Source organism: Mesorhizobium sp. M0904 (assembly GCF_040319475.1).
In the GTDB taxonomy this organism is placed as follows: domain Bacteria; phylum Pseudomonadota; class Alphaproteobacteria; order Rhizobiales; family Rhizobiaceae; genus Mesorhizobium.
Genome location: NZ_JAMYOC010000013.1, coordinates 23,479 through 43,299, shown reverse-complemented (window position 1 = coordinate 43,299; position 19,821 = coordinate 23,479). Strand labels below are relative to the sequence as shown.

Sequence of the window (19,821 nt, the reverse complement as noted above, 5' to 3'; positions counted from 1 at the left end):
TTCATCGACGCGCTGCCGAGCGATGCCTTTTCGCGAAACGCGACCCTGTTCTTTCGTTGAAAACTCACTCATCAGCGGCGTTCGATGCGCTGCGTGTGGCTTGGGAGAGTGAGGACGCTTGCAGATCTTTGACAGGATCGATTCACTGATAGACCTAGACGATTGCCCGGCCGCGATCGCAGAAGCGCGCGCCTTGCTCCTTCGATTCGAACAGAGGTCTGATGCGCTCACACATGCGATCGACGACTTTCTGCTCGATCTGATAACGCCCGAACGCTTGCCCGCAGAAGGCTGGCGAAGGTCAGACTTCTATCGGGAGGAGTCGATTCCGCCGGGGAAAAATGACGCCCAAAGCTTGTTGCTGACCGGCTATCGCGCCGCGTTCCACCACACGACGAAGGCAATTGACGACGTTCGGCCGCCAAAATAATAGGCGGAAAACCGGGCCCTTTATGAGGCAGACTGGGTGTGGATTGTTCCGCGAATCTGAAACTAAGGGTCGAATCGTGGCGTCCGGCCGTTTCCGCTGGCCTTTATCGCGGCAGGCGCCGCCCGCCGCCTCAGATACCACCCATGCAGAGGTATTTCATTTCAAGGTAGTCCTCAAGTCCATGACGCGAACCCTCGCGCCCGATGCCGGACTGTTTTATCCCACCAAAAGGCGCGGCTTCAGAGGACATGCGTCCTGTGTTGATCCCCACCATGCCGTATTCCAGGGCCTCCGCTACACGCCAGACACGCTTCAGGTTCGAAGCATAGAAGTAGGCGGCGAGGCCGTATATCGTATCGTTGGCGTCACGCACGGCCTGATCGGCATCCTCGAAGCGAATGATCGGCGCCAAGGGTCCAAAGGTCTCTTCTTGCGCCACGATCATTTCCCTTGAGACGTTGCTGAGGATCGTCGGCTGGAAAAAGTTGCCATCGCTGCCGATCCGGCCGCCGCCACATCGGATCGCGCCGCCCTTGGCGAGGACATCTGCAATGTGAAGTTCGATCTTGGCCAGGGCGTGCCTGTCGATCAGGGGCCCGATCGCGACACCTGGATCGAAGCCGTCGCCGACCCGAAGCTCACGGACACGCTCCACGAATTTGGCGACGAATTCGTCATGGACGCCCGACTGGACGTAAAGCCGGTTGGCGGAAACGCAGGTCTGGCCGGCATTGCGGAACTTCGCCTGGATCGCACCGTCGACGGCAGCATCGATGTCGGCATCATCAAAGACGATGAAAGGCGCATTGCCACCCAACTCGAGACTGACTTTCTTGATCTGGTCCGAGCACTGGCGCATGAGCAACCGGCCGACCTCGGTCGAACCGGTGAAACTGATCTTGCGGACCTTGGGGTTGAAGCAGAGTTCGCGACCGACCGCATCACCCTCGCACGCATAGATCAGGTTGACGACGCCTTCGGGAAACCCGGCAAGGTGGGCCAGAGCAAACATTGCACCCGCCACCAGCGGCGTCTGTTCAGCAGGTTTGAGCACGATCGTGCAGCCGGCGGCGAGAGCCGGCGAGATCTTGCGCGCAACCATTGAGGCGGGGAAGTTCCAGGGCGTGATCGTTCCAACGACGCCGATCGGCTGTTTGATCACCAGCATGCGACGGTCTGTAGAGGGCGGCGAGATCGTCTCACCATAGATCCGGTTGGCCTCTTCGGCGTACCATTGCAGATATGCGGCCGCATGCGCCACCTCAGACTTCGCTTCGGCGAGCGGCTTGCCCATTTCCGCGGTGAGAATGGCGGCAAGATCATCGGTGTGATCGACGATCAGTTGGTGCCAACGCCAGAGGATGTCGCTGCGCTCGCGCGCGGTCAGTGCGGCCCATTCAGGTTGCGCCACATGAGCTTTGTCGATTGCGGCGCGCGTCTCCTCAACACCCATGTCGGGCAGTTCCGCGAGCACTTCGCCGGTCGAAGGGTTTGATACCTCGAAGGTCCGCTCGCTTACTGGCATGCCAAGAGCCGGCACCCGGTCAATGGCTCCGAACAGCTCGCGCGATTTCAGGTGGCAAAGCAGTGGCTCGTACAAAGGCAAACGCGTATCCTCCTCGACGCATGCAAACCTGACGTATTTTGGATTTATTCGCGCGCCTCAGCTTCGCATAGGGCCTCAGGGAAGGGCCACTAGACCCACTCGATTCCACTCTATACAGGGCATCGAACCCAAGCAGACAAAGTGAGCCTGCCGCGCTGTCAAATACTCCAACTGATCGTTGCCGCCAAACCGCTCAAGGTTGGATCGTGTGAGCTGAAGCTGCCACAGGGCTCAGTTCGCACCGCGGGGCTATCCCTGATCTACGATCTTGCTTTGACGATAAGAGCGTTCCTTGCGGACCATATCGTACGATTCGATGTAGGCCATCCCAAGAAAGTATCCCAGCAAGTGCAGTTTGTGAGAGGCTGCCACCAGATGCAGTTCTTTGAGATTGGCACTGATGAAGGCAAGTGCCTCGCCACGGTTGGTAACCGGTCCCTTCTTTTTCATAGCACGAACCCTGCTGCCACAATTGACCCCACCTTGATTGAACGCGCTCTCATCAGTTTAGATGCTTCTGGATGCATGCGTCGATCGGAACATCCATGCCGATGTCGAGGATCGGCGCGCTATGCGTAAGCCACCCAACAGAAATGAGGTCGACCCCCGTTGCCGCTATGGCCGGTGCCGTTGACGGCGTTATGCGCCCCGAGGCCTCGGTGGTCGCGCGGCCGTCGACCATTGCGACCGCCCGGGTGAGTTGCTTGACGGACATATTGTCCAGCAGGACGGCGTCGACCCCGGCGGCTAGCGCGATCTCGAGCTGGTCCAGTGTGTCGACCTCGACCTCGACCTTGACCATATGCCCAACGGCGGCGCGCGCCCGCTCAATAGCCGTGCGGATGTCGCCGGCAATCGCGATGTGATTGTCCTTGATGAGCACCGCATCATCGAGCCCGAAGCGGTGGTTGGCGCCGCCCCCGGCGCGCACGGCGTATTTTTCCAGCGCGCGCAAGCCGGGCGTCGTCTTTCGCGTGCACACGATCCTTGCTTTCTGTCCACGCACCGCCTCGACGATCTCGGCTGTTGCCGTCGCAATGCCGCTGAGATGGCAGAGAAAATTGAGCGCTGTACGCTCGGCCGCAAGCATCCCACGCGCCGGTCCACTCACCGTTGCAATAGTCTCACCCGCCGCGACCCTGCTGCCGTCCAGACGTCCAAAATTTATGTCGATTGACGGATCAACAAGCATGAAAGCGTAAGCCACCAGATCAAGACCGGCAAGAACGCCAGACTGCCGCGTTCTGAACGCAAAGGTGGCCTTGCAGTCAAAGGGCACAATCGCATCGCTGGTAAGATCGCCGGCTTTGCCCAGATCCTCAAGAAGAGCGCTACGCACGGTCGGTTCGATCACGATCCCGGGAAGGGGTGGAGGTGACGTCATCAGGCACTCCGTTCCGTGGGTCGCAGGCTGAGTGCGGCCGCAGCTTTCATTGCTGTCGCGAGCGTCAGGCGTGAAGACCGGGCCTGCGCGCTGCGTGTGGGGAAATCCGACCTGTAATGCGAACCGCGGCTTTCCTCGCGCTGAAGCGCTGCGATGGCGATCATCAGCGCGATCAAAGCAGGATCGGAAGCGGTAGTGTTGCGAACCGCGATCGGCAGCAGCGTTTCCACGGTGTCGGATAGTGCTTGCCCGTCCCGGATAACACCGAGCCCATTCGAGACCACGTGGCGAACGGAGGAGGGGTCGGGCCGCGGGGGTGCCGTGGCGACAAACCTTGGCCACTGCCAGCCTGCAGCGGCGGCAGCTACGCTTTGGGCGACCCATAACGAGGTCGTCACGGCCTCAGTCAGCGAGTTGCTGGCAAGCCGGTTGGCTCCGTGGAGACCGGTGCATGCAACCTCGCCGCAAGCCCACAAACCCGGCACCGTGCTGCGGCCCGCGGCATCCACGGCCACCCCGCCCATGTGATAGTGTGCCGCCGGACGTACCGGGATCGGCTCAAGGGCAGGGTCGATCCCGGCATCGCGGCAAAGCCGGGCAACAGCCGGGAAGCGCTTGGCGAATCGAGGGCCAAGGGACTGCCGGGCGTCAAGGTAAACACGATGTCCGGTGGCAAGCTGGTGCCATACGGCCCGTGCCACGACGTCGCGCGATGCCAGCTCGCCGCCAGGCGTATCGCCTAGAAAGCGGTGCCCGCACTCGTCGATCAGCACTGCGCCTTCGCCGCGAACCGCTTCGCTCACCAACGGCATGGGCCGATGCGAAACGTCGAGTGCTGTCGGGTGGAACTGGATGAATTCCAGATCGGCGAGTTCTGCACCGGCGCATGCGGCGAGCGCCAGGCCGTGCCCGAATGAGCCGGCCGGATTGGTCGTGTCTCTGAACAGGGCGCCGATACCGCCGGTCGCAAGCACCACGCGGCGCGTCGGAAAGACAATCGCCTGTGCGCCTTTTGCCGCCAGAACGCCGTTGATTGCGCCATTTTCCACAATGAGCCGGCGGGCATCCATGCCTTCCAGAATTGTGATGGAAGGCGTTCGCCTCACAGCGATGATGAGCGCGCGCACAAGCTCGCGACCCGTAGCGTCGCCCCCGGCATGGACAATCCGACGACGCGAATGCGCTGCCTCGAGCCCGAGCCGCAGTGTCCCGTCCCACGAGCAGTCGAAGGCGACGTCCCGATCCATCAAATTCTCGATGGCACGGTCTGCCGCATTCAAAACGCGTCTGGCCATACTCTCGTCGCAAAGGCCATCGCCGGCAGCAAGCGTGTCTGCAAGATGCAGGTCTGGACTGTCGTCGGCGCCAAGGCTTGCCGCCAGCCCGCCTTGCGCCAGCATGCTGGAGGCTTCGGTGCCGAGCCGCGTCGGGGACAGAAGGTAAACGGGATGCGGCGCCAGATGAAGCGCGGTCATCAGCCCGGCAACGCCAGCGCCGATGATCACAGGCGCTCCCTTGATGTCGCCGACCTCTGGCGTCATACGGCAAGCATCCGCTCAACTGCGAGCCGAGCCCGATCAACGACTCGAGGATCGATGGTGACGACGTGGCGGGTTTCTTCCAGCGCCGTGCGAATGTTGGCGAGCGTGATACGCTTCATGTGCGGACAGAGGTTGCAGGGGCGCACGAACTCGACGTCGGGGTGCTCGATGGCAACGTTGTCGCTCATCGAGCATTCGGTCATCAACACGACGCGCGCAGGCTTGTGCCGTCCGACATAGTCTGACATCGCCGCCGTAGACCCGGCAAAATCCGCAACCGCGACAACTTCCGGCGGGCATTCTGGATGGGCAAGCACGGTAACGCCAGGGTAGGCGCCGCGCAGCTCGCGAATGTCGGCTGGCGTGAAGCGCTCATGCACTTCGCAATGGCCGTTCCAGGCGATGATCTCGACCGAAGTCTGTGCCGCGATATTTCTGGCCAGGTATTCGTCAGGCAGCATGATAACCCGCTCAACGCCAAGCGACTCCACGACCGCCAAGGCGTTGCCGGAGGTGCAGCAGATGTCCGACTCGGCCTTCACGGCAGCGGACGTGTTGACGTAGGTCACGACCGGCACGCCAGGATAGCGTTGCCGCATCAGCCGCACGTCGTCCGCCGTGATCGAGTCAGCCAGCGAGCAGCCCGCGCCGAGATCCGGAATGAGCACCGTCTTGTCCGGATTGAGGAGCTTTGCCGTCTCAGCCATGAAATGCACGCCGGCCAGCACGATGATGTCCGCATCGACGGTCATTGCCTTGCGAGCCAGCGCCAGGCTGTCTCCGACGATATCGGCCACGCAGTGGAAGATCTCGGGTGTTTGATAGTTGTGGGCTAGAATGACGGCCTTGCGATCACGCTTGAGCGCCAGAATGGCCTCGACGTCATCGCTGAAAGCTGCCCATTCCGCCGGCGGGATGATGCGCTGGACACGCTGATACAGGGACGCGGCCGAAGGTAGCGTGCCACTCACCGGCGCCTCCCGATTATAATCTGTTCGACTATAAGGGGAATATATCTACGTTGACTATAAGCGTGTCAACCCCGAGCCAGCGGCAATTTTGTGCCCGCCACGGCTGTTTCGTCCAGCACGGCATGGCGGAACTGATAAAGCTTGGCCGGCCGCCCGCCCGTATCCAGGGACGTCTCGCCAGTCTCCTCGACCAGCTCTTGCTGCTCTATGAGCCGGCGGAAGTTCGGCTTGTTGATCAGCCTGCCGGCCAGGGCTTCCACGGTCCGTTGCAGCTGCAGCAGCGTGAACACCGGAGGCATCAACTCGAAGACGACCGGCCGGTATTTGATTTTCGAGCGCAGGCGCGCAATGCCGGTCGCAAGGATGCGGCGATGGTCGGCAGACATTGCTGTACCGGCTGTTGAGTCGGATGCGATCGACCGTCCGTCGCGGGTGGCCTCTGCCACCAGACCCGCCTCGTAAAGCAGCTCATAGCGCTGGAGCGCCAGCTCTTCATTCCAGGGGCCGTCCTCCAACCCAAAAGCAATCGCAGCCCGCCGCCGCCGTTCACGGACAATCGCAGCCTCCTCGGCCTCGGCCGCCCAGGCAAGCAGACGCGGCTTCAGAACATCGGCTATCACTTTCGGTGTACCGAGGCGGTGGTCCTCCCACGGAAAATAGTCGTACCAGCTCCGCCACGCGCAGGTAGATGCGCCGGTGGCGTGTTCCTTCCGGGTCAAAGCGAGATAGCTGATGGAAATGACGCGCTGCTGACGCGCGTGATCTGCGCGGTCCCGATCAGCGAACGTATAGAGCTGCTCAATATAGCCTAGGGGATGACCGGTCTGCTGCTCGACCCACGTCCTTAAACCTGACTGCAGCGATCGATGCTCCAGCGCGAACGGCCCCGAGGGCAGCGAATCCGCCTGCCCGATGGTGAGGACCGCTGGTTCACCGTCATTGACGGACACAACCACGGCAATCAGCTCCGCTTCGACTTCTTTGGCCTTGGCGGCGGCCCTACCGTTCCGTGGTGCTTTTGGGCGATCGTCCATGGTTGCCGGGTTGGGCAGAGTTCCGCTGTGAAGTCTCAATCGATTTAACCAGCGTGTAGCAGCCCCTTTAGCCTGTCAACACCTCACACCAGTGAAGGCTTAGAACTTCGGTCTACACAACAGTGTCGCAAACGTGAAGCCACCCGGGCGTGACGCAAGGGAAGCAAACCTGGCGCGAGATGAAGAACGAACAATCGCCACTTTCGCACACGCGCTCATTCGAAAAAATAGTCAGCAAATTATTGTGCACTGCAAATTTCTCCTTCGCATCTGCACAAAAATGTGGCAGATGGCTCCGGGTTGACGTTAGGTGAGGGAAGTCGGTGAGCGCGACGCGAGGAACCAGGGCCTTGACTCCGCCGGAGATTGCGGCCCGCAAAGGTCGAACGCCGCTGGTCTGTCTGACCGCCTATACGACGCCCATTGCACAGTTGGTCGATCCTCACTGCGATGTCGTGCTTGTCGGTGACAGCGTCGGCATGGTGCTTCACGGCTTGCCTTCGACGCTTGGCGTCACGCTCGAGATGATGATCATGCACGGGCAGGCGGTGCGGCGGGGTCTCGAACGGGCGCTGATGGTCGTTGACATGCCGTTCGGCTCCTATGAGCAAAGCCATGGGCAGGCCTTTGACAATGCCGCCCGCGTGATGGCGCAAACAAGCTGCGCGGCGGTCAAGCTCGAAGGCGGCGAAAGCATGGCCGAGACGATAAGCTTCCTTGCTGCGCGCGGCGTGCCGGTGATGGCTCATGTCGGGCTGACGCCTCAGGCGGTCAATGCATTCGGCGGCTACCGCGTCCAGGGGCGAGGCGACGATGCCGACCGCATCCAGCGTGACGCGGTCGCGGTAGCCGAAGCAGGGGCGTTTGCGGTCGTGCTGGAGAAAATACCCGAAGCCTTGGCTAAGCGCATCACGCAGGAGATCGCCATCCCGACCATCGGCATAGGGGCCTCGCCGGCCTGCGACGGCCAGATCCTGGTCGTTGACGACATGCTGGGCCTGTTCGGCGCCTTTCGTCCAAAGTTCGTCAAGCGATACGTCGAACTGGGCGAGGCGGCTTCCGCGGCAATAGCGGCCTACTCCCATGATGTTCGTGAGCGCCGCTTTCCAGCGGCAGAACACGTGTTCGGCGACGAGCCGAAGACCTGAAAAGAGGAGATGCAGCATGGGCATTCCCATTATTCGGACAGTTGCTGAACTGCGCAGCATAGTAGCCGTGTGGCGCCGGGATGGTTTGAAGGTGGCGGTCGTACCGACCATGGGGGCTCTCCACGAGGGTCATCTCAGTCTTGTGCGTGCCGCCCTCGCAAAGGCCGATCGGGTGATCGTCACGCTCTTTGTCAACCCCAAGCAGTTCAACAGCCCTGCGGATCTGATTGCCTACCCGCGCACCGAATATGACGATGCCGCCAAACTGGCGCCGCTCGGCGACCACATCCTCTATGCGCCCGACGCGGCGGATGTGTATCCGCAAGACTTTGCCACGACGGTTTCGGTGAGCTCGGTCAGCGAGGGGCTTTGCGGCGCGTTCCGGCCCGGCCATTTCGACGGGGTGGCGACAGTTGTTACCAAGCTTTTTCTCCAGACCGGCGCCGATCTGGCATTCTTTGGCGAGAAGGATTTCCAGCAACTGCATGTGGTGCGCCGCCTCGTTCGCGATCTCGACATCCCGATCGACATCATCGCGTGCCCGACAGTGCGCGAAGACGATGGCCTGGCGATGTCTTCGCGCAACGCCCGGCTGTCGGCCGCTGAACGAAGCGCAGCACCCCGGCTGGCCGAAATCTTGTTCGAAACCGCCCGACGGCTGAACCGCGACCACTGCATCGATCGCTTACTCGACGAAGCGCGGCAGGCGATCCTCGCTGCAGGCTTTTCGCAGGTCGAGTATCTTGAGTTGCGGGCGGACGAGGGCCTGGCTGTCATCAGTACGCCGAACCGACCGGCGCGACTGCTCGTCGCCGCCTGGCTTGGCCAGACGCGGCTGATCGACAATGTCGAGGTGTGGTCACCACAAGGCAAGGTCGAAGGTTTCGTGGAGGCCGCGGCTGCCGCGTAGGCCTCCTGTTGCTCGAGGCACAGTAGGAGCGCCTGCAAGCTGGTCACGAACAGGGTGCCCTGCAGCCCACCGGCGGAACGATCCTACGCAGCACGCGGGCGGACTAACTGCCCCCTTGAAGTAGGCGCCCATCACCAGCGCGTCGCCGGTCGTTGCAAAACAGGCCTGACGGTTGACTGGTTTATTGTGATCCCGAAAGGCCATACATGCGACCAATCGGTGACCGCCGCAGGGGGCCCGCCCTGATCCGAATTGCCCGTGAAGTTTTTCTGTGACCGCGGCCAAGTCGATCAGGGCGTCCCAGCTGCGAACCGTGAAAAGTCGATTATTCACACAGTCGCGAAATGCCACTTGCGCCTTGGAGTGGTTCTTCAGGTGCGGGAAAATGAGCGTCATTTCATAGGGTGGGATTCCCCAGCCCGGGAATAATTGTACGAGCCGGCCGACGGCCACGGACGGCTGGCACACATAAGCGGGGAGGAGTGCAATCCCGTCTCCGGCGATGCAGGATTGCAACAAGAATCCCATTGAATCCGAGGTCGCGGCAGGCGGCGGCCGTAGAACGAGCGGCGTGTCGTCCGACGAGAATACCCATTCGGGTTGCGCATCATGCACCAGGCAGCGGCGATGGAGCAGATCGGTCGGTTTGCGAAGAGGATGCCACTCGCCAAAAATGCTGGCGCGGCGACGAGAACCCGTTTTATGAAGGAGATGCGCCGAATGATTATGTCCTGGCCCGTGGTTGTGCCAACGCGAAAGGCGAAATCAACCCGCTCGCGGATGATGTTGAGATGCCGGTTTGTGGCGATCAATTCGATGGCGATGCCAGGAAACTGGGTAGTGAACCCGTGTAGAAAGCTCGGCATGAAATACGTGGCTGTCACCTCCGAACAGGTGATCTTCAGCTTCCCGACAGGTTGTTCCCTCAGATTGGTCATCGCCATATTCGCGGCCGAAACCTCTGCACGAACGCGGCGGCAGTATTCGAGATAGACTTGACCGAGCGTCGAAGTGGTAGCGAAAAGGGAATGTGGACATGTCGATCCGTCAGATGATCATCGGGACGGACAGGGTAGGCATCGCCGTGACGGTGATGATCTTGACTGACCTGACGCTTTCGATCGCGGATGCGATCATCAAGATCACGATCTCGGTCATGCCACTGTCGCAATTCATCTTCTTGCGGTCCTGCGTCACCATCCCCTTGTTGATCTCGATGATGAAATGGAGGTTGCCTCAGGTATCGCTGAGCCCAGCCAGTCCTGGCTGGGCCATGGTTCGAAGCAGCCTGCTCCTGTCCAGTCTGCTGATCTACTACGCTTCGCTTTCGCGCCTCGATTTCTCGATAGCGGCGGCGGTTTATTATACGATCCCGCTGTTCATTACCCTCTTTGCGGCCTTCTGGGTCCGCGAGCCTGTCGGCCTGCAAGGTTGGCTCGGCGTTGCGCTCGGATTCGTAGGGGTATTGCTCATGCTGAAGCCGCAGGCCGGCGACATCAGTAAGCACACCCTCATGCCCCTGGCTGCTGCTATTCTCTACGCCTTAGCGATGGGGCTGACGCGGACCAGGACGCGTGCTGAAAACCCGTTCGTCCTGGCGCTAACATTCAACCTAATCGCGATCGTTCTGGCAGGTGGAGCAAGCCTAGCGGCAATCATTGCTGGGACCGATGGAGGGCAAAGCCTGTTGATAGGCGAGTGGGTACCGATGGGCTGGAGTCAATGGGCGCTGATGGTGCTGCTAAGTATCACAATGTTGATCGGCAGCGTCTGCACTGCTGTCGCGTACCAGTGCGCACCGTCAGCGATAATCTCAACCTGCGACTTTTCCTATCTGGCATTTGCGGTGTTGTGGGGCGTCCTGCTGTTCTCGGAACGTCTGGACGGCGCTTCCATGCTCGGCATAGGTCTCATCGCACTCGCCGGCATCATCGTCATTCGACCCTAGCCGGACTGGAGCACCCAGTTCAGTGATCTTCGGTTGGAACGGTCGCTGCTGGTGCCGCTGCGCATGCACACGACGGTGTAACGAACGCGGCCGAGGTGCGCTCAAGCCAGACTCACCGTTGAATGCCGGGATCCGGGGAAAATGGCCTGAAGCAGGGTTTGAAGCACCGCGATTTCGTGACGCTGACGCAGCGCGTGTTCGGCATACGAAGGCGGCAGATTGTCTAGCGCGTTCTTAAGCAGGCTGTGCCACGCCACACCTTCCCAGCAAATGTGCGGCTGGTTCAAAACGACCGTCGAGGAGCAATTTCCATAAGTCTGGACCAGCATTTTTTGCCAAATGAAACGATCTCATCGGCCACACACCGAATGCCCAAGAAATAGCCTTGCGCTGCATGACTTGAATCCGCTTATGGTGCCAGTCCTCCAATGGCCTTCTGGGCCGAGGCGTTACTAACACAAGACACATTGAGGGAGGGCTCAGCCTCATGAGCAGGGTGGCGCGCGAAGATGCGACTTCGGCTTCGTCGCCGACATTTGCGCCTCTAGAGAACCCAACCTTCCGGTCGATCTGGCTTGTCACGCAGGTATCAAGCCTTGGATGGCTGATGCAGACCGTTGCCGTCAGTTGGCTGATGGCGACGATCTCGAACTCGGACGTGATGGTCGCCTTGGTGCAGGCGTCGACGACGTTTCCGATATTCATCCTGTCGATCTTCGCTGGCGCCCTTGCGGACAATTTCAGCCGCCGCAGCCTGATGTTCGCCGGCTGGTCGGTAATAGCTTTGTCCTCAGCGATGCTGGCCATTCTTGCAGGTCTTGGGATTCTCGACCCGTGGACGGTTCTTGCATTCAGCTGTCTGGCTGGCGTCGGCGCCGCTTTTACCGATCCCGCATGGCATGCTTCGGTCGGCGACATTTTGCGAAAGCGCGAGGTCCCAGCTGCGGTGACGCTCATCTCGATTGGATACAACGCAGTTAGAAGCGTCGGCCCAGCATTTGGCGGCATCGTCGTCGCCTCATTTGGGCCTCTGACCGCCTTCGTTGTGGCGACCCTGACCTACTTGGCGCTGCTGTGGACCATCGGACGCAGGAAGTGGGATGTTCGCGCCTCACCGCTCCCGCGCGAGCCGTTGACCACGGCCATCCATGACGGTGCGCGCTTCACGGCCCTTTCGACAGAGATCAAAGCGGCGATTGCGCGTGGCACGCTCTTCGGCCTGACCAGCATTTCCATACTCGCGCTGCTGCCTCTTGTTGCTCGCGACCAGCTAGGCGGTGGGCCGATCGCTTATGGCGTCCTGATGGCGGGCTTTGGCACAGGGGCCTTGGGCGTCGGCATCTGTAACAATATGTTGAGACGCTCTCTGTCCCAGGAACGGCTGACCACTCTTGCATCGATTGCCTGTGCGGCTTGTTGCCTCTCTCTCGCCTTCACCTCTTCAGTGACCGTCGCGGCCATCGCGCTGGCACTCGGGGGCGCAGGTTGGGTGGTCACCTGGACAGGGCTTGACGTCAGCGTTCAGTTGTCAAGCCCCAGGTGGGTCGTTGGCCGCACGCTCTCGATCTACTATGCCTTGTCGTCAGGCGGCATGACAGCCGGTAGCTGGCTGTGGGGCACGGTAGCGGAGAACTATTCGCTGGCCACAGCGTTGGAAATGTCCGCCGCTGCATTGGTGGTGGTCGCTGCTTCCGGCCTTCTGCTGCCGATCCGGCAATGGCAAGACGCCGATCACGATCCCTTTGGCTTCGAAACCCCGCAGCTTGCACTCGAACTGAAACCGAGAAGCGGGCCAATTGTCGTCAAGATCGAGTACGCAATAGCGGAGACAAATGTCGAGGCGTTCTTGGGCTGGATGCAGGAACGACGACGGGTACAAAGCCGTGCCGGCGCCCGGCATTGGCATCTGCAGCGCGATCTTCAAGATCCCTCGCTTTGGACCGAGACTTTCCGCACGCCGACGTGGATGGACTATTTGCGCCTCAATCACCGCCTGACGACTGCCGACCAGGCGTTGGACCGGCAGCTGCTTGAATTGAACATGGGCGGAACTCCGCCTCATGCCAAGCTTTCAATTGAGAGGTCGACGGGGGCGACCCGCAGGCGAGATCAAGCGACGAGCTTCTTCTCGCGGCTATGATTACAGGCTCGGCAATGGTCGAAAAAGGAAGCCGCATGACTGGCCTGGTGAAATTTGCAAGGCCGGTCATCATCCAAATTGGGCGCCATGGCAAAGAGCGTATTGTGGTCGATGTCACTGACGCAGCCTCCATCTTGATGCGAGACTTTGGCACTCAGACGATCAAACGCAGGGCAGCTATGGACGTTTGCCTGAAGGTGCTGCGGGGTGAAGCTCATTCCACCGCCGCCCGAGGCGCGTTTGTGACGGCCGCGCGCGAAGCAAACATTTTGCGCGGCGATTGATGGATGCCGGGAGCCCGCGCCAGACTGTTCCAGGCGCCGAGGAGTGTCTTCCGACGGACATTCGCTGTTCCTTATGGTGCAGGATGACAGCTGGCCGCTCACTTCGCTAGTAGGCAAACATCAACGCCGCAGGAGCCGTTCGCCGCCACTCCTTTGCAAGCGCACTAGTCATTACCCCTAGACGCCGATCACGAGTGCGCCGCCGGTAAGCCCGGCGCCGGCCGCGGCGAGGAGAAGCCTTTCGCCCGCCAAAAACGGCTTGGCCTGATGGGAGAGGGACAGCGACAGAGCGATTGTTGCGGCAGAGGAATTGCCGAACTCTGCAATGCTTCTCACCACCTTCTCAGGGCCAATATCGAGTTTGTCGGCGACGGCGTCGAGAATGCGGGCGTTGGCCTGGTGTGGAACAAACCGGTCCACGGACTGAGCTGAAACGTTCGCTACTTCCAGCGCCTCGGCCGAACACCGCGCCATCATATCGACCGCCTTGGCGAACACGGCGCGTCCGTCGGCGATCGTCATGCGGGTTTCGGCTATGTCGAAAGCTCCCGCGAATGGCCGGCTGCTGCCGCCTGCCGGGATCTGGATCAGGCCATAACCGGACCCGTCGGAATCCAGCGAGGCGCCGAGGACACCGTGATCAGGATCGGACGACGGGACCAGCAAAAGCGCACCCGCGGCGTCGGCGAACAGCACCGCACTGGCGCGTTCGGCCGGGTTGATGCGGCGGCTCAGAATATTGGCGGCGATGACCAGCGCCGGTTTACGGTGGGTGCGCACGAAGGCGTCGGCGAAGGTGAGCGCATAGACGAAACCGGCGCAGGCGCCGGCAAGATCGACGGCTCCGGAATGAGCAAGGCCGAGACGGTGCGCAACCAGCGGCGCGCTCGGCGGCAGCAGATGATCGGGTGTCGATGTTGCCAGCAGCAGCAGGCCGACCGCGGCCCGGTCGATGCCGGCCATGTCGAGCGCCATAGCTCCCGCCTTCCCGGCCAGCCCCGACAATGTGTCGGAAGGCTCCGCCCAGCGGCGGGACCGGATGCCAGTCCGCCTCTCGATCCAGCCGGCCTCCAGGCCAAGCGAGGTTTCGATCTCGGCATTCGGCACGGTCCGCGCAGGCGCGTGGTGGCCGAGACCAATGATTTTCGCACCTCGGATCATCGGGCTTGCCCAACAAGGTCGGCGGCGTCATCGATTGCGTCATACAGGCGACCAAGCTCGCTGGCGCTTACGCAATAGGGCGGCAGGAGATAAATCACATTGCCGAGCGGGCGTACCAGGAGATCGCGCTCAAGGAAGAAAGCGCGCAGCTTCGGGCCGATTTCAGCCAGGTAGCCGGAGTTGGCGACCGCCAGTTCGAAGGCAGCAACCGTGCCGGTCACCCGGACATCGGCGAAGCGGGGATCTTCGGCAAAGCGGCGAGCCCCTTCGGCTTGCAGTCGCGACAGTGTTGTCACGCGCTCGATGACCGGCTCATCGCGCCAGACAGCGATATTGGCCAGCGCCGCCGCGCAGGCGATCGGATTGGCGGTATAGGAGCTCGAATGAAAGAAGGTGCGGCTGCGATCCGGCGAATAGTAGGCCCGAAAGATGGCGTCAGTGGCGAGCGTGGCGGCAAGCGGGATCGCGCCGCCGGTCAGCCCTTTCGACGTGCAAAATATGTCGGGCGCAATACCTGCCTGCTCGCAGGCAAACAGGGTACCTGTCCGGCCCCAGCCGGTCATCACCTCATCGGCGATGAACAGCGTCCCGGAGGCCTCGGCAATACGTTTCAATTCGGCCAGGATGCTTGGCGAATACATCCGCATGCCGCCGGCCCCCAGGACCAGCGGTTCCACGATCAGCGCCGCCGCCTTGCGATCACGGCTGAAGGCCTCGAAGGCGTCGAGCGTTTCCTGCTCGCGGCCCTTGGCAGGGAAAGGGATGGTGTCGACGTCGAAGAGCAGGGGTTCGTAGGCGGCGTTGAAGACGCCGCGGGCCCCGACGCTCATCGTGCCGATCGTGTCGCCGTGATAACTCGATTCCATCACAACGATACGCGAGCGCGGGGCGCCGATGTTGCGGAAATAGCCGAGCGCCATTTTGAGCGCCACTTCGACACTGGTCGAGCCGCTGTCGGAATAAAAGACCCAGTCCAGGCCCTTCGGCGCCAAGCCAATGAGCGCGCTCGCCAGTTCCTCGGCCGGCGCGTGGGTGAGACCGGCGAATATGATCTGGTCGAGCGTTTCGGCAGTTGAGCGGATCGCCTCGACGATCGCGGGATGGCGATGGCCGTGGGTCACCACCCACCATGAGGATATTGCATCGAGAATGCGTCTACCGTAATCCGTCTGCAGGTAGGCCCCTTCGGTCCGGACGACCTTCGGCAGGGCCGCTTCGACGGCGTGCTGGGTGAAGGGGTGCCAGACGGCTGAGCGGCTCATACGCTGGCCTGCTGAAAAGGCACCATGTCGAAATGCGCTGCCATGGCCGACAGGAGAGTGTCGGGCGCCAGCGGATCGAGGAAAGGCAAGCGGCAAAGCACACGCACCTTGCCGATCGCAGCGATCGTGCATTCGGTGTCGGGCATAGGGTCGCCGATGAACACGACGCCTAGAAGCGGAATATCGCGCCGGCGCAGCGCCTCGATGGATAGAAGCGTGTGGTTGATCGTGCCGAGCGCCGTGCGAGCACAAAGCACGACCGGCGCCCGCCAGCGGGCGAACACATCGATGAACAGGAAGTTGCGCGTGAGCGGCACCATGAGACCGCCGGCTGCCTCGACGATCAGCGGGCGCGCCATTACGGGCAGAACGAGGCGGTCGGGATCGATCAAAACGCCATCGAGTTCGGCAGCGCGATGCGGCGAGAGCGGTCGCACGAGCCGCCAGGCTTCCGGAACGATCCGCTCTGGGGGCAACTCAACAAGCCTCGCTACCGTCTGGGTATCGGTTTCGCCATCGAGCCCCGACTGCACCGGTTTCCAGTAGGCGCCGTTGAGCAGAGCGGTAAGACCGGCCGCAACAACCGTTTTGCCGATGCCGGTGTCCGTGCCGGTGATGACGAAGGTTTGATTCATGCCGCCATTCGCTCCCATTCCTCTGCCAGTGCCTTGATCATCGCTGCAACGTCGGCCTGGTCGACATTGAGTGTCAGCGAAATCCTGAGCCGAGCGGTGCCCTCGGGCACCGTTGGTGGGCGGATGCCGCGCACATCGAAGCCGCGCGCCTGCAGCACGTTGGCGAGCGCCATGGCCCGGGCGTTGGCGCCGACGATCACCGGCAGTATCTGCGAGCCGCTCGGCGCGACCCCGCAGTAGGCTTCGATCTCCCGGCCGGCGAAGGCGACGAGTGCTGCCAGCCGCTCGCGGCGCTCGGGTTCGTCACGCAGGATGGCGAGCGCCTCGGTTGCAGCCACCGCCATCAGCGGCGACGGGGCGGTCGCATAGATGAAAGGCCGGCAACGGTTGATGAGATAGTCGCCGATTACCTTGGGTCCGGTCACCAGCGCACCGGAGGCGCCGAGCGCCTTGCCGCAAGTGTGCAGCACGACAACGTTGTCGCGGCCTTCGAGATCGTGCGCAAGGCCGCGTCCGTCGGGACCATGCACGCCGGTGGCATGCGCCTCGTCGATCAGCAGGAAAGCGTCGTGACGGTCGGCAAGTGCTGCCAGCTCCGCCAGGGGCGCGTGGTCGCCGTCCATGGAATAGAGGCTCTCGACCACGATCCAGGGGCGACCCGTGCCCCCCAAATGCCGCCAGGCCAAGATGGCGTCTTCGAAGCCGCTGGCGTCATTGTGGGGTGCCTCCACCACCGCCGCCCGGCCGGCCCGCGCGCCCTCGTGGGCGCTGGCATGGATGAGTGCGTCAAGGACGACGAGGTCGCCCTTTTGCGGAAGGGTCGTCAGGATGGCGAAATTGGCGACATAGCCCCCACTGAAGAAAAGCGCACGTTCGACAGCGAAGAAGCGCGCCGCTTCGGCTTCAAGCGTCTCGTGCTCGGGCGTATTGCCGCGCAACAGGCGTGACCCCGTGGCGCCGATCGGCGTGCCGGCTGCGAGTGCTGCTGCGACGGCTTTGGCCAGGCGCGGCGAGGCTGCGAGTCCCAGATAGTCATTGGAGGCGAAATCGAGACCGGCACGCGGCGACAAAGCGCGCAAACGGTTCTTGCGCGCGAGCCCACTTAGCGTCGTCTCGTAGCGGTCGAGCAAGCCCCCTGCGCTCACAAGCTGGAAAGCTCCATTGGTTCAATACCGAGCTTGCGAAAGAGCGCAGTGTCCTTATCCTCACTCGGATTGTCCGCCGTCAGCAGCGTATCGCCGACAAAGACGGAATTGGCGCCGGCAAAGAAGCACAGCGCCTGCATCTCCTCGCTCATTGCCGTGCGGCCAGCCGAAAGGCGCACATAAGATTGCGGCATCAGGATACGGGCGAGCGCAATGGTGCGGACGAATTCGATCGGCTCTATTGGCCGCTCATGACCAAGCGGTGTGCCTTCAATCGGGATCAGCATGTTGATCGGTACACTGTCGGGCGGCTCCGGCAGATTGGCGAGCGTCACCAGCATGTCCACGCGGTCGACCGGTTCCTCGCCCATGCCGACGATGCCACCGCAGCAGACTTTGATGCCGCTGTCGCGAACATTGGCCAATGTTTCGAGCCGGTCGGCGAACGAGCGCGTCGTGATGACTTCGCCGTAATAGCGCTCGGACGTATCGATGTTGTGATTGTAGTAGTCGAGGCCCGCTGTCTTTAGCTGCTGCGCCTGCTCAACATCGAGCATGCCTAATGTCATGCAGGTTTCCATGCCGAGCGCCTTGACGCCTTCGACCATGGCGACCACGACATCCATGTCGCGCGCCTTTGGGCTGCGCCACGCCGCGCCCATGCAATAGCGCGTCGCACCCGCATCGCGCGCCTTGCGGGCTTCCTCCATGACGCGTTCGACCGCCATCAGCTTCGAGGCCTTCAGTCCGGAATTGTGGTGCGCGGACTGGCTGCAATAGCCACAATCCTCGGGGCAACCGCCGGTCTTGATGCTCAGCAGCCGGCTGAGCTGAACGCGATTGGGATCAAAGTTCGCACGGTGGACGCAATGAGCGCGAAACAGCAGTTCGTTAAAGGGAGACTCGTAGAGGGAGCGGGCTTCGGTTTGGCTCCACAGGCGGCGGCTTCTGGCAGCTCCCCTATCTGCGGCCGAACCTTGCATGGGCGAAACAAGCGTCATGATTTCCCCTATCCGTGAGCAGGCCCGCGCTGTTTACAGGACGCGACGGGTTTTTCCAGCCGAAATCTGAAATTCACTGCGGGTCAAAATGTCAGTTCCCTCGCAGCCAGCACAATGGGCCCAAGAACCGACCGAGGCGAAGTGTCGGCAGGATGCCTTGAGGACCGCGCCGGTTCGGCTCCTCGCTGGTGTGTCCAGAACAATCCTAATCAAGCTGGTAACACGTCATTCAGCCGGATTGTCTATAGCAACAACATGACGCCGCGCGGCAAACGTATTCTGGGCAAATCTACAGTCGTAACGATAATTGCAGTCGTCGCGACTTTCGGGCTGTCGTTCACGGCAAGACTTGGCCTGCAGATGCCGATCGACTGGCTGAGTTGGGTGGAATGCACCTTCATCCCGATTCTGATCGGACTGCCGGTCAGCGCCTTTATCTTCACCCAGGCGGAAACGATCCAGGAAACATGTGACAAGTTGGAGAAATCATACACAGCCCTGAGAGAGGCGCACGACAGGCTCACCTTCGTATCCAGTCACGACCCGATGACAGGCCTTCTCAGTCGCGGTGAATTTATCGCAAGGATGGACAGAAAGCGTGACGAAGGTGAATGCGACACACTGCTCCTGATCGATCCGGATCACTTCTCCTTGATCAACGACCAACACGGCCATTCCAAAGGTGACGAGGCTTTGGTTCGAATTGCAAAGGCGCTCGTTTATCTGACACGCCCGGGAGACTCGATCGGTCGTCTTGGCGGAGAAGAGTTTGGTGTGTTGTTACGCAGCGCGCGTAAAGAGCAGGCAGCTACCATCGCGGAAAACATACGCCGTCTTGTCGAGGCGGGCCCGATGGCGAAAGGCCAACAGGACGGCGTGAAAGTGACTGTCAGCATCGGCGGCGCGGAAATCTCTCCCGATGCAGATGCTCAAGACGTCCTTCGCACCGCCGGACGATGCCTTTTTGAAGCGAAACAGCGTGGACGAAATCGTGTTTCGTTCGACTATGAAGCAACCAGGTTGCGGGCCATGACGCCATAACCCAGCTTAGGCCCAGCCTGACGCGGGCAGAATATTACCCGAAATCGGGCCTGCCTTCGGCCTGCCCATTCGCACGACCAGCCCCAGCCACATTACAAGCCGCACAGCCTTGCGGACCGTTTTCCGGTAGACGGCATTGTTGGAGTCCAGTGACACAAGAAAGCCCGCCCCATTGTCTGG

At 61.5% G+C, this 19,821-nt stretch carries 18 protein-coding genes and 1 pseudogene; 7 read left to right on the top strand and 12 right to left on the bottom strand.

Annotated features, from left to right (window positions below):
* Positions 1-118 precede the first annotated feature (118 nt).
* A complete protein-coding gene (locus NKH80_RS15440; RefSeq protein ID WP_352992267.1) occupies positions 119-430 on the top strand; it encodes a hypothetical protein in 312 nt (103 codons plus the stop codon).
* Between the two features lie 130 nt (positions 431-560).
* Here NKH80_RS15440 and NKH80_RS15435 read toward each other — a convergent pair whose 3' ends face one another.
* From NKH80_RS15435 to NKH80_RS15410, 6 genes are all read right to left on the bottom strand, one after another.
* Positions 561-2,036 carry an NAD-dependent succinate-semialdehyde dehydrogenase gene (locus NKH80_RS15435; RefSeq protein WP_352992265.1) on the bottom strand — a complete coding sequence of 492 codons (1,476 nt, stop codon included), beginning with the start codon at positions 2,034-2,036 and terminating at the stop codon, positions 561-563.
* Between the two features lie 249 nt (positions 2,037-2,285).
* Positions 2,286-2,486: a hypothetical protein gene (locus NKH80_RS15430; RefSeq protein WP_352992263.1), complete on the bottom strand. Its 201-nt coding sequence runs from the start codon at positions 2,484-2,486 to the stop codon at positions 2,286-2,288.
* Between the two features lie 52 nt (positions 2,487-2,538).
* On the bottom strand, positions 2,539-3,420 hold the full coding sequence (nadC, locus tag NKH80_RS15425) for a carboxylating nicotinate-nucleotide diphosphorylase (protein WP_352992261.1): 882 nt from the start codon (positions 3,418-3,420) through the stop codon (positions 2,539-2,541).
* Entirely contained in the window at positions 3,420-4,961 is a 1,542-nt protein-coding gene (locus NKH80_RS15420) for an L-aspartate oxidase (RefSeq protein WP_352992259.1), read from the bottom strand. The genes nadC and NKH80_RS15420 overlap by 1 nt, the downstream gene beginning before the upstream one ends.
* Entirely contained in the window at positions 4,958-5,932 is a 975-nt protein-coding gene (gene nadA / locus NKH80_RS15415; protein WP_352992257.1) for a quinolinate synthase NadA, read from the bottom strand. The genes NKH80_RS15420 and nadA overlap by 4 nt, the downstream gene beginning before the upstream one ends.
* Before the next feature lie 65 nt (positions 5,933-5,997).
* Positions 5,998-6,966 (bottom strand): NUDIX hydrolase, encoded by a 969-nt coding sequence (locus NKH80_RS15410; RefSeq protein WP_352992255.1) that lies wholly within the window; start codon positions 6,964-6,966, stop codon positions 5,998-6,000.
* Positions 6,967-7,289: 323 nt separating this feature from the next.
* Between NKH80_RS15410 and panB the strand changes: the two genes are divergently transcribed.
* Both panB and panC read left to right on the top strand, forming a co-directional pair.
* Complete coding sequence (gene panB / locus NKH80_RS15405) at positions 7,290-8,114, top strand: 3-methyl-2-oxobutanoate hydroxymethyltransferase (RefSeq protein WP_352992253.1); 825 nt, start codon at positions 7,290-7,292, stop codon at positions 8,112-8,114.
* Between the two features lie 16 nt (positions 8,115-8,130).
* On the top strand, positions 8,131-9,024 hold the full coding sequence (gene panC / locus NKH80_RS15400; protein WP_352992477.1) for a pantoate--beta-alanine ligase: 894 nt from the start codon (positions 8,131-8,133) through the stop codon (positions 9,022-9,024).
* On the opposite strand, the pseudogene NKH80_RS15395 reads toward panC, so the two are convergent.
* A pseudogene (locus NKH80_RS15395) lies at positions 8,974-9,890 on the bottom strand (substrate binding domain-containing protein). The gene panC and the pseudogene NKH80_RS15395 overlap by 51 nt on opposite strands.
* Positions 9,891-10,060: 170 nt before the next feature.
* On the opposite strand from NKH80_RS15395, the gene NKH80_RS15390 reads away from it, so the two are divergent.
* From NKH80_RS15390 to NKH80_RS15380, 3 genes are all read left to right on the top strand, one after another.
* A complete protein-coding gene (locus NKH80_RS15390) occupies positions 10,061-10,972 on the top strand; it encodes a DMT family transporter (protein WP_352992251.1) in 912 nt (303 codons plus the stop codon).
* Between the two features lie 487 nt (positions 10,973-11,459).
* Positions 11,460-13,112, top strand: a complete 1,653-nt coding sequence (locus tag NKH80_RS15385) for an MFS transporter (protein WP_352992249.1) — start codon at positions 11,460-11,462, stop codon at positions 13,110-13,112.
* A gap of 35 nt (positions 13,113-13,147) precedes the next feature.
* Positions 13,148-13,396 carry a DUF982 domain-containing protein gene (locus tag NKH80_RS15380; protein ID WP_352992247.1) on the top strand — a complete coding sequence of 83 codons (249 nt, stop codon included), beginning with the start codon at positions 13,148-13,150 and terminating at the stop codon, positions 13,394-13,396.
* Between the two features lie 177 nt (positions 13,397-13,573).
* Here the strand turns inward: NKH80_RS15380 and bioZ are convergent, their stop codons facing one another.
* The 5 genes from bioZ to bioB are packed head-to-tail and all read right to left on the bottom strand — an operon-like array spanning position 13,574 to position 18,600.
* Positions 13,574-14,557: a 3-oxopimeloyl-[acyl-carrier-protein] synthase BioZ gene (gene bioZ, locus NKH80_RS15375; protein WP_352992245.1), complete on the bottom strand. Its 984-nt coding sequence runs from the start codon at positions 14,555-14,557 to the stop codon at positions 13,574-13,576.
* Positions 14,554-15,819 carry an adenosylmethionine--8-amino-7-oxononanoate transaminase gene (locus NKH80_RS15370; RefSeq protein WP_352992243.1) on the bottom strand — a complete coding sequence of 422 codons (1,266 nt, stop codon included), beginning with the start codon at positions 15,817-15,819 and terminating at the stop codon, positions 14,554-14,556. Before NKH80_RS15370 ends, bioZ begins: the two co-directional genes overlap by 4 nt.
* Complete coding sequence (bioD, locus tag NKH80_RS15365) at positions 15,816-16,454, bottom strand: dethiobiotin synthase (RefSeq protein WP_352992241.1); 639 nt, start codon at positions 16,452-16,454, stop codon at positions 15,816-15,818. The genes NKH80_RS15370 and bioD overlap by 4 nt, the downstream gene beginning before the upstream one ends.
* A complete protein-coding gene (locus NKH80_RS15360; protein ID WP_352992239.1) occupies positions 16,451-17,599 on the bottom strand; it encodes an 8-amino-7-oxononanoate synthase in 1,149 nt (382 codons plus the stop codon). The genes bioD and NKH80_RS15360 overlap by 4 nt, the downstream gene beginning before the upstream one ends.
* Complete coding sequence (gene bioB / locus NKH80_RS15355) at positions 17,596-18,600, bottom strand: biotin synthase BioB (protein WP_502900957.1); 1,005 nt, start codon at positions 18,598-18,600, stop codon at positions 17,596-17,598. Before bioB ends, NKH80_RS15360 begins: the two co-directional genes overlap by 4 nt.
* A 255-nt stretch (positions 18,601-18,855) precedes the next feature.
* On the opposite strand from bioB, the gene NKH80_RS15350 reads away from it, so the two are divergent.
* Complete coding sequence (locus NKH80_RS15350; protein ID WP_352992237.1) at positions 18,856-19,641, top strand: GGDEF domain-containing protein; 786 nt, start codon at positions 18,856-18,858, stop codon at positions 19,639-19,641.
* The last annotated feature ends 180 nt before the right edge of the window (positions 19,642-19,821 follow it).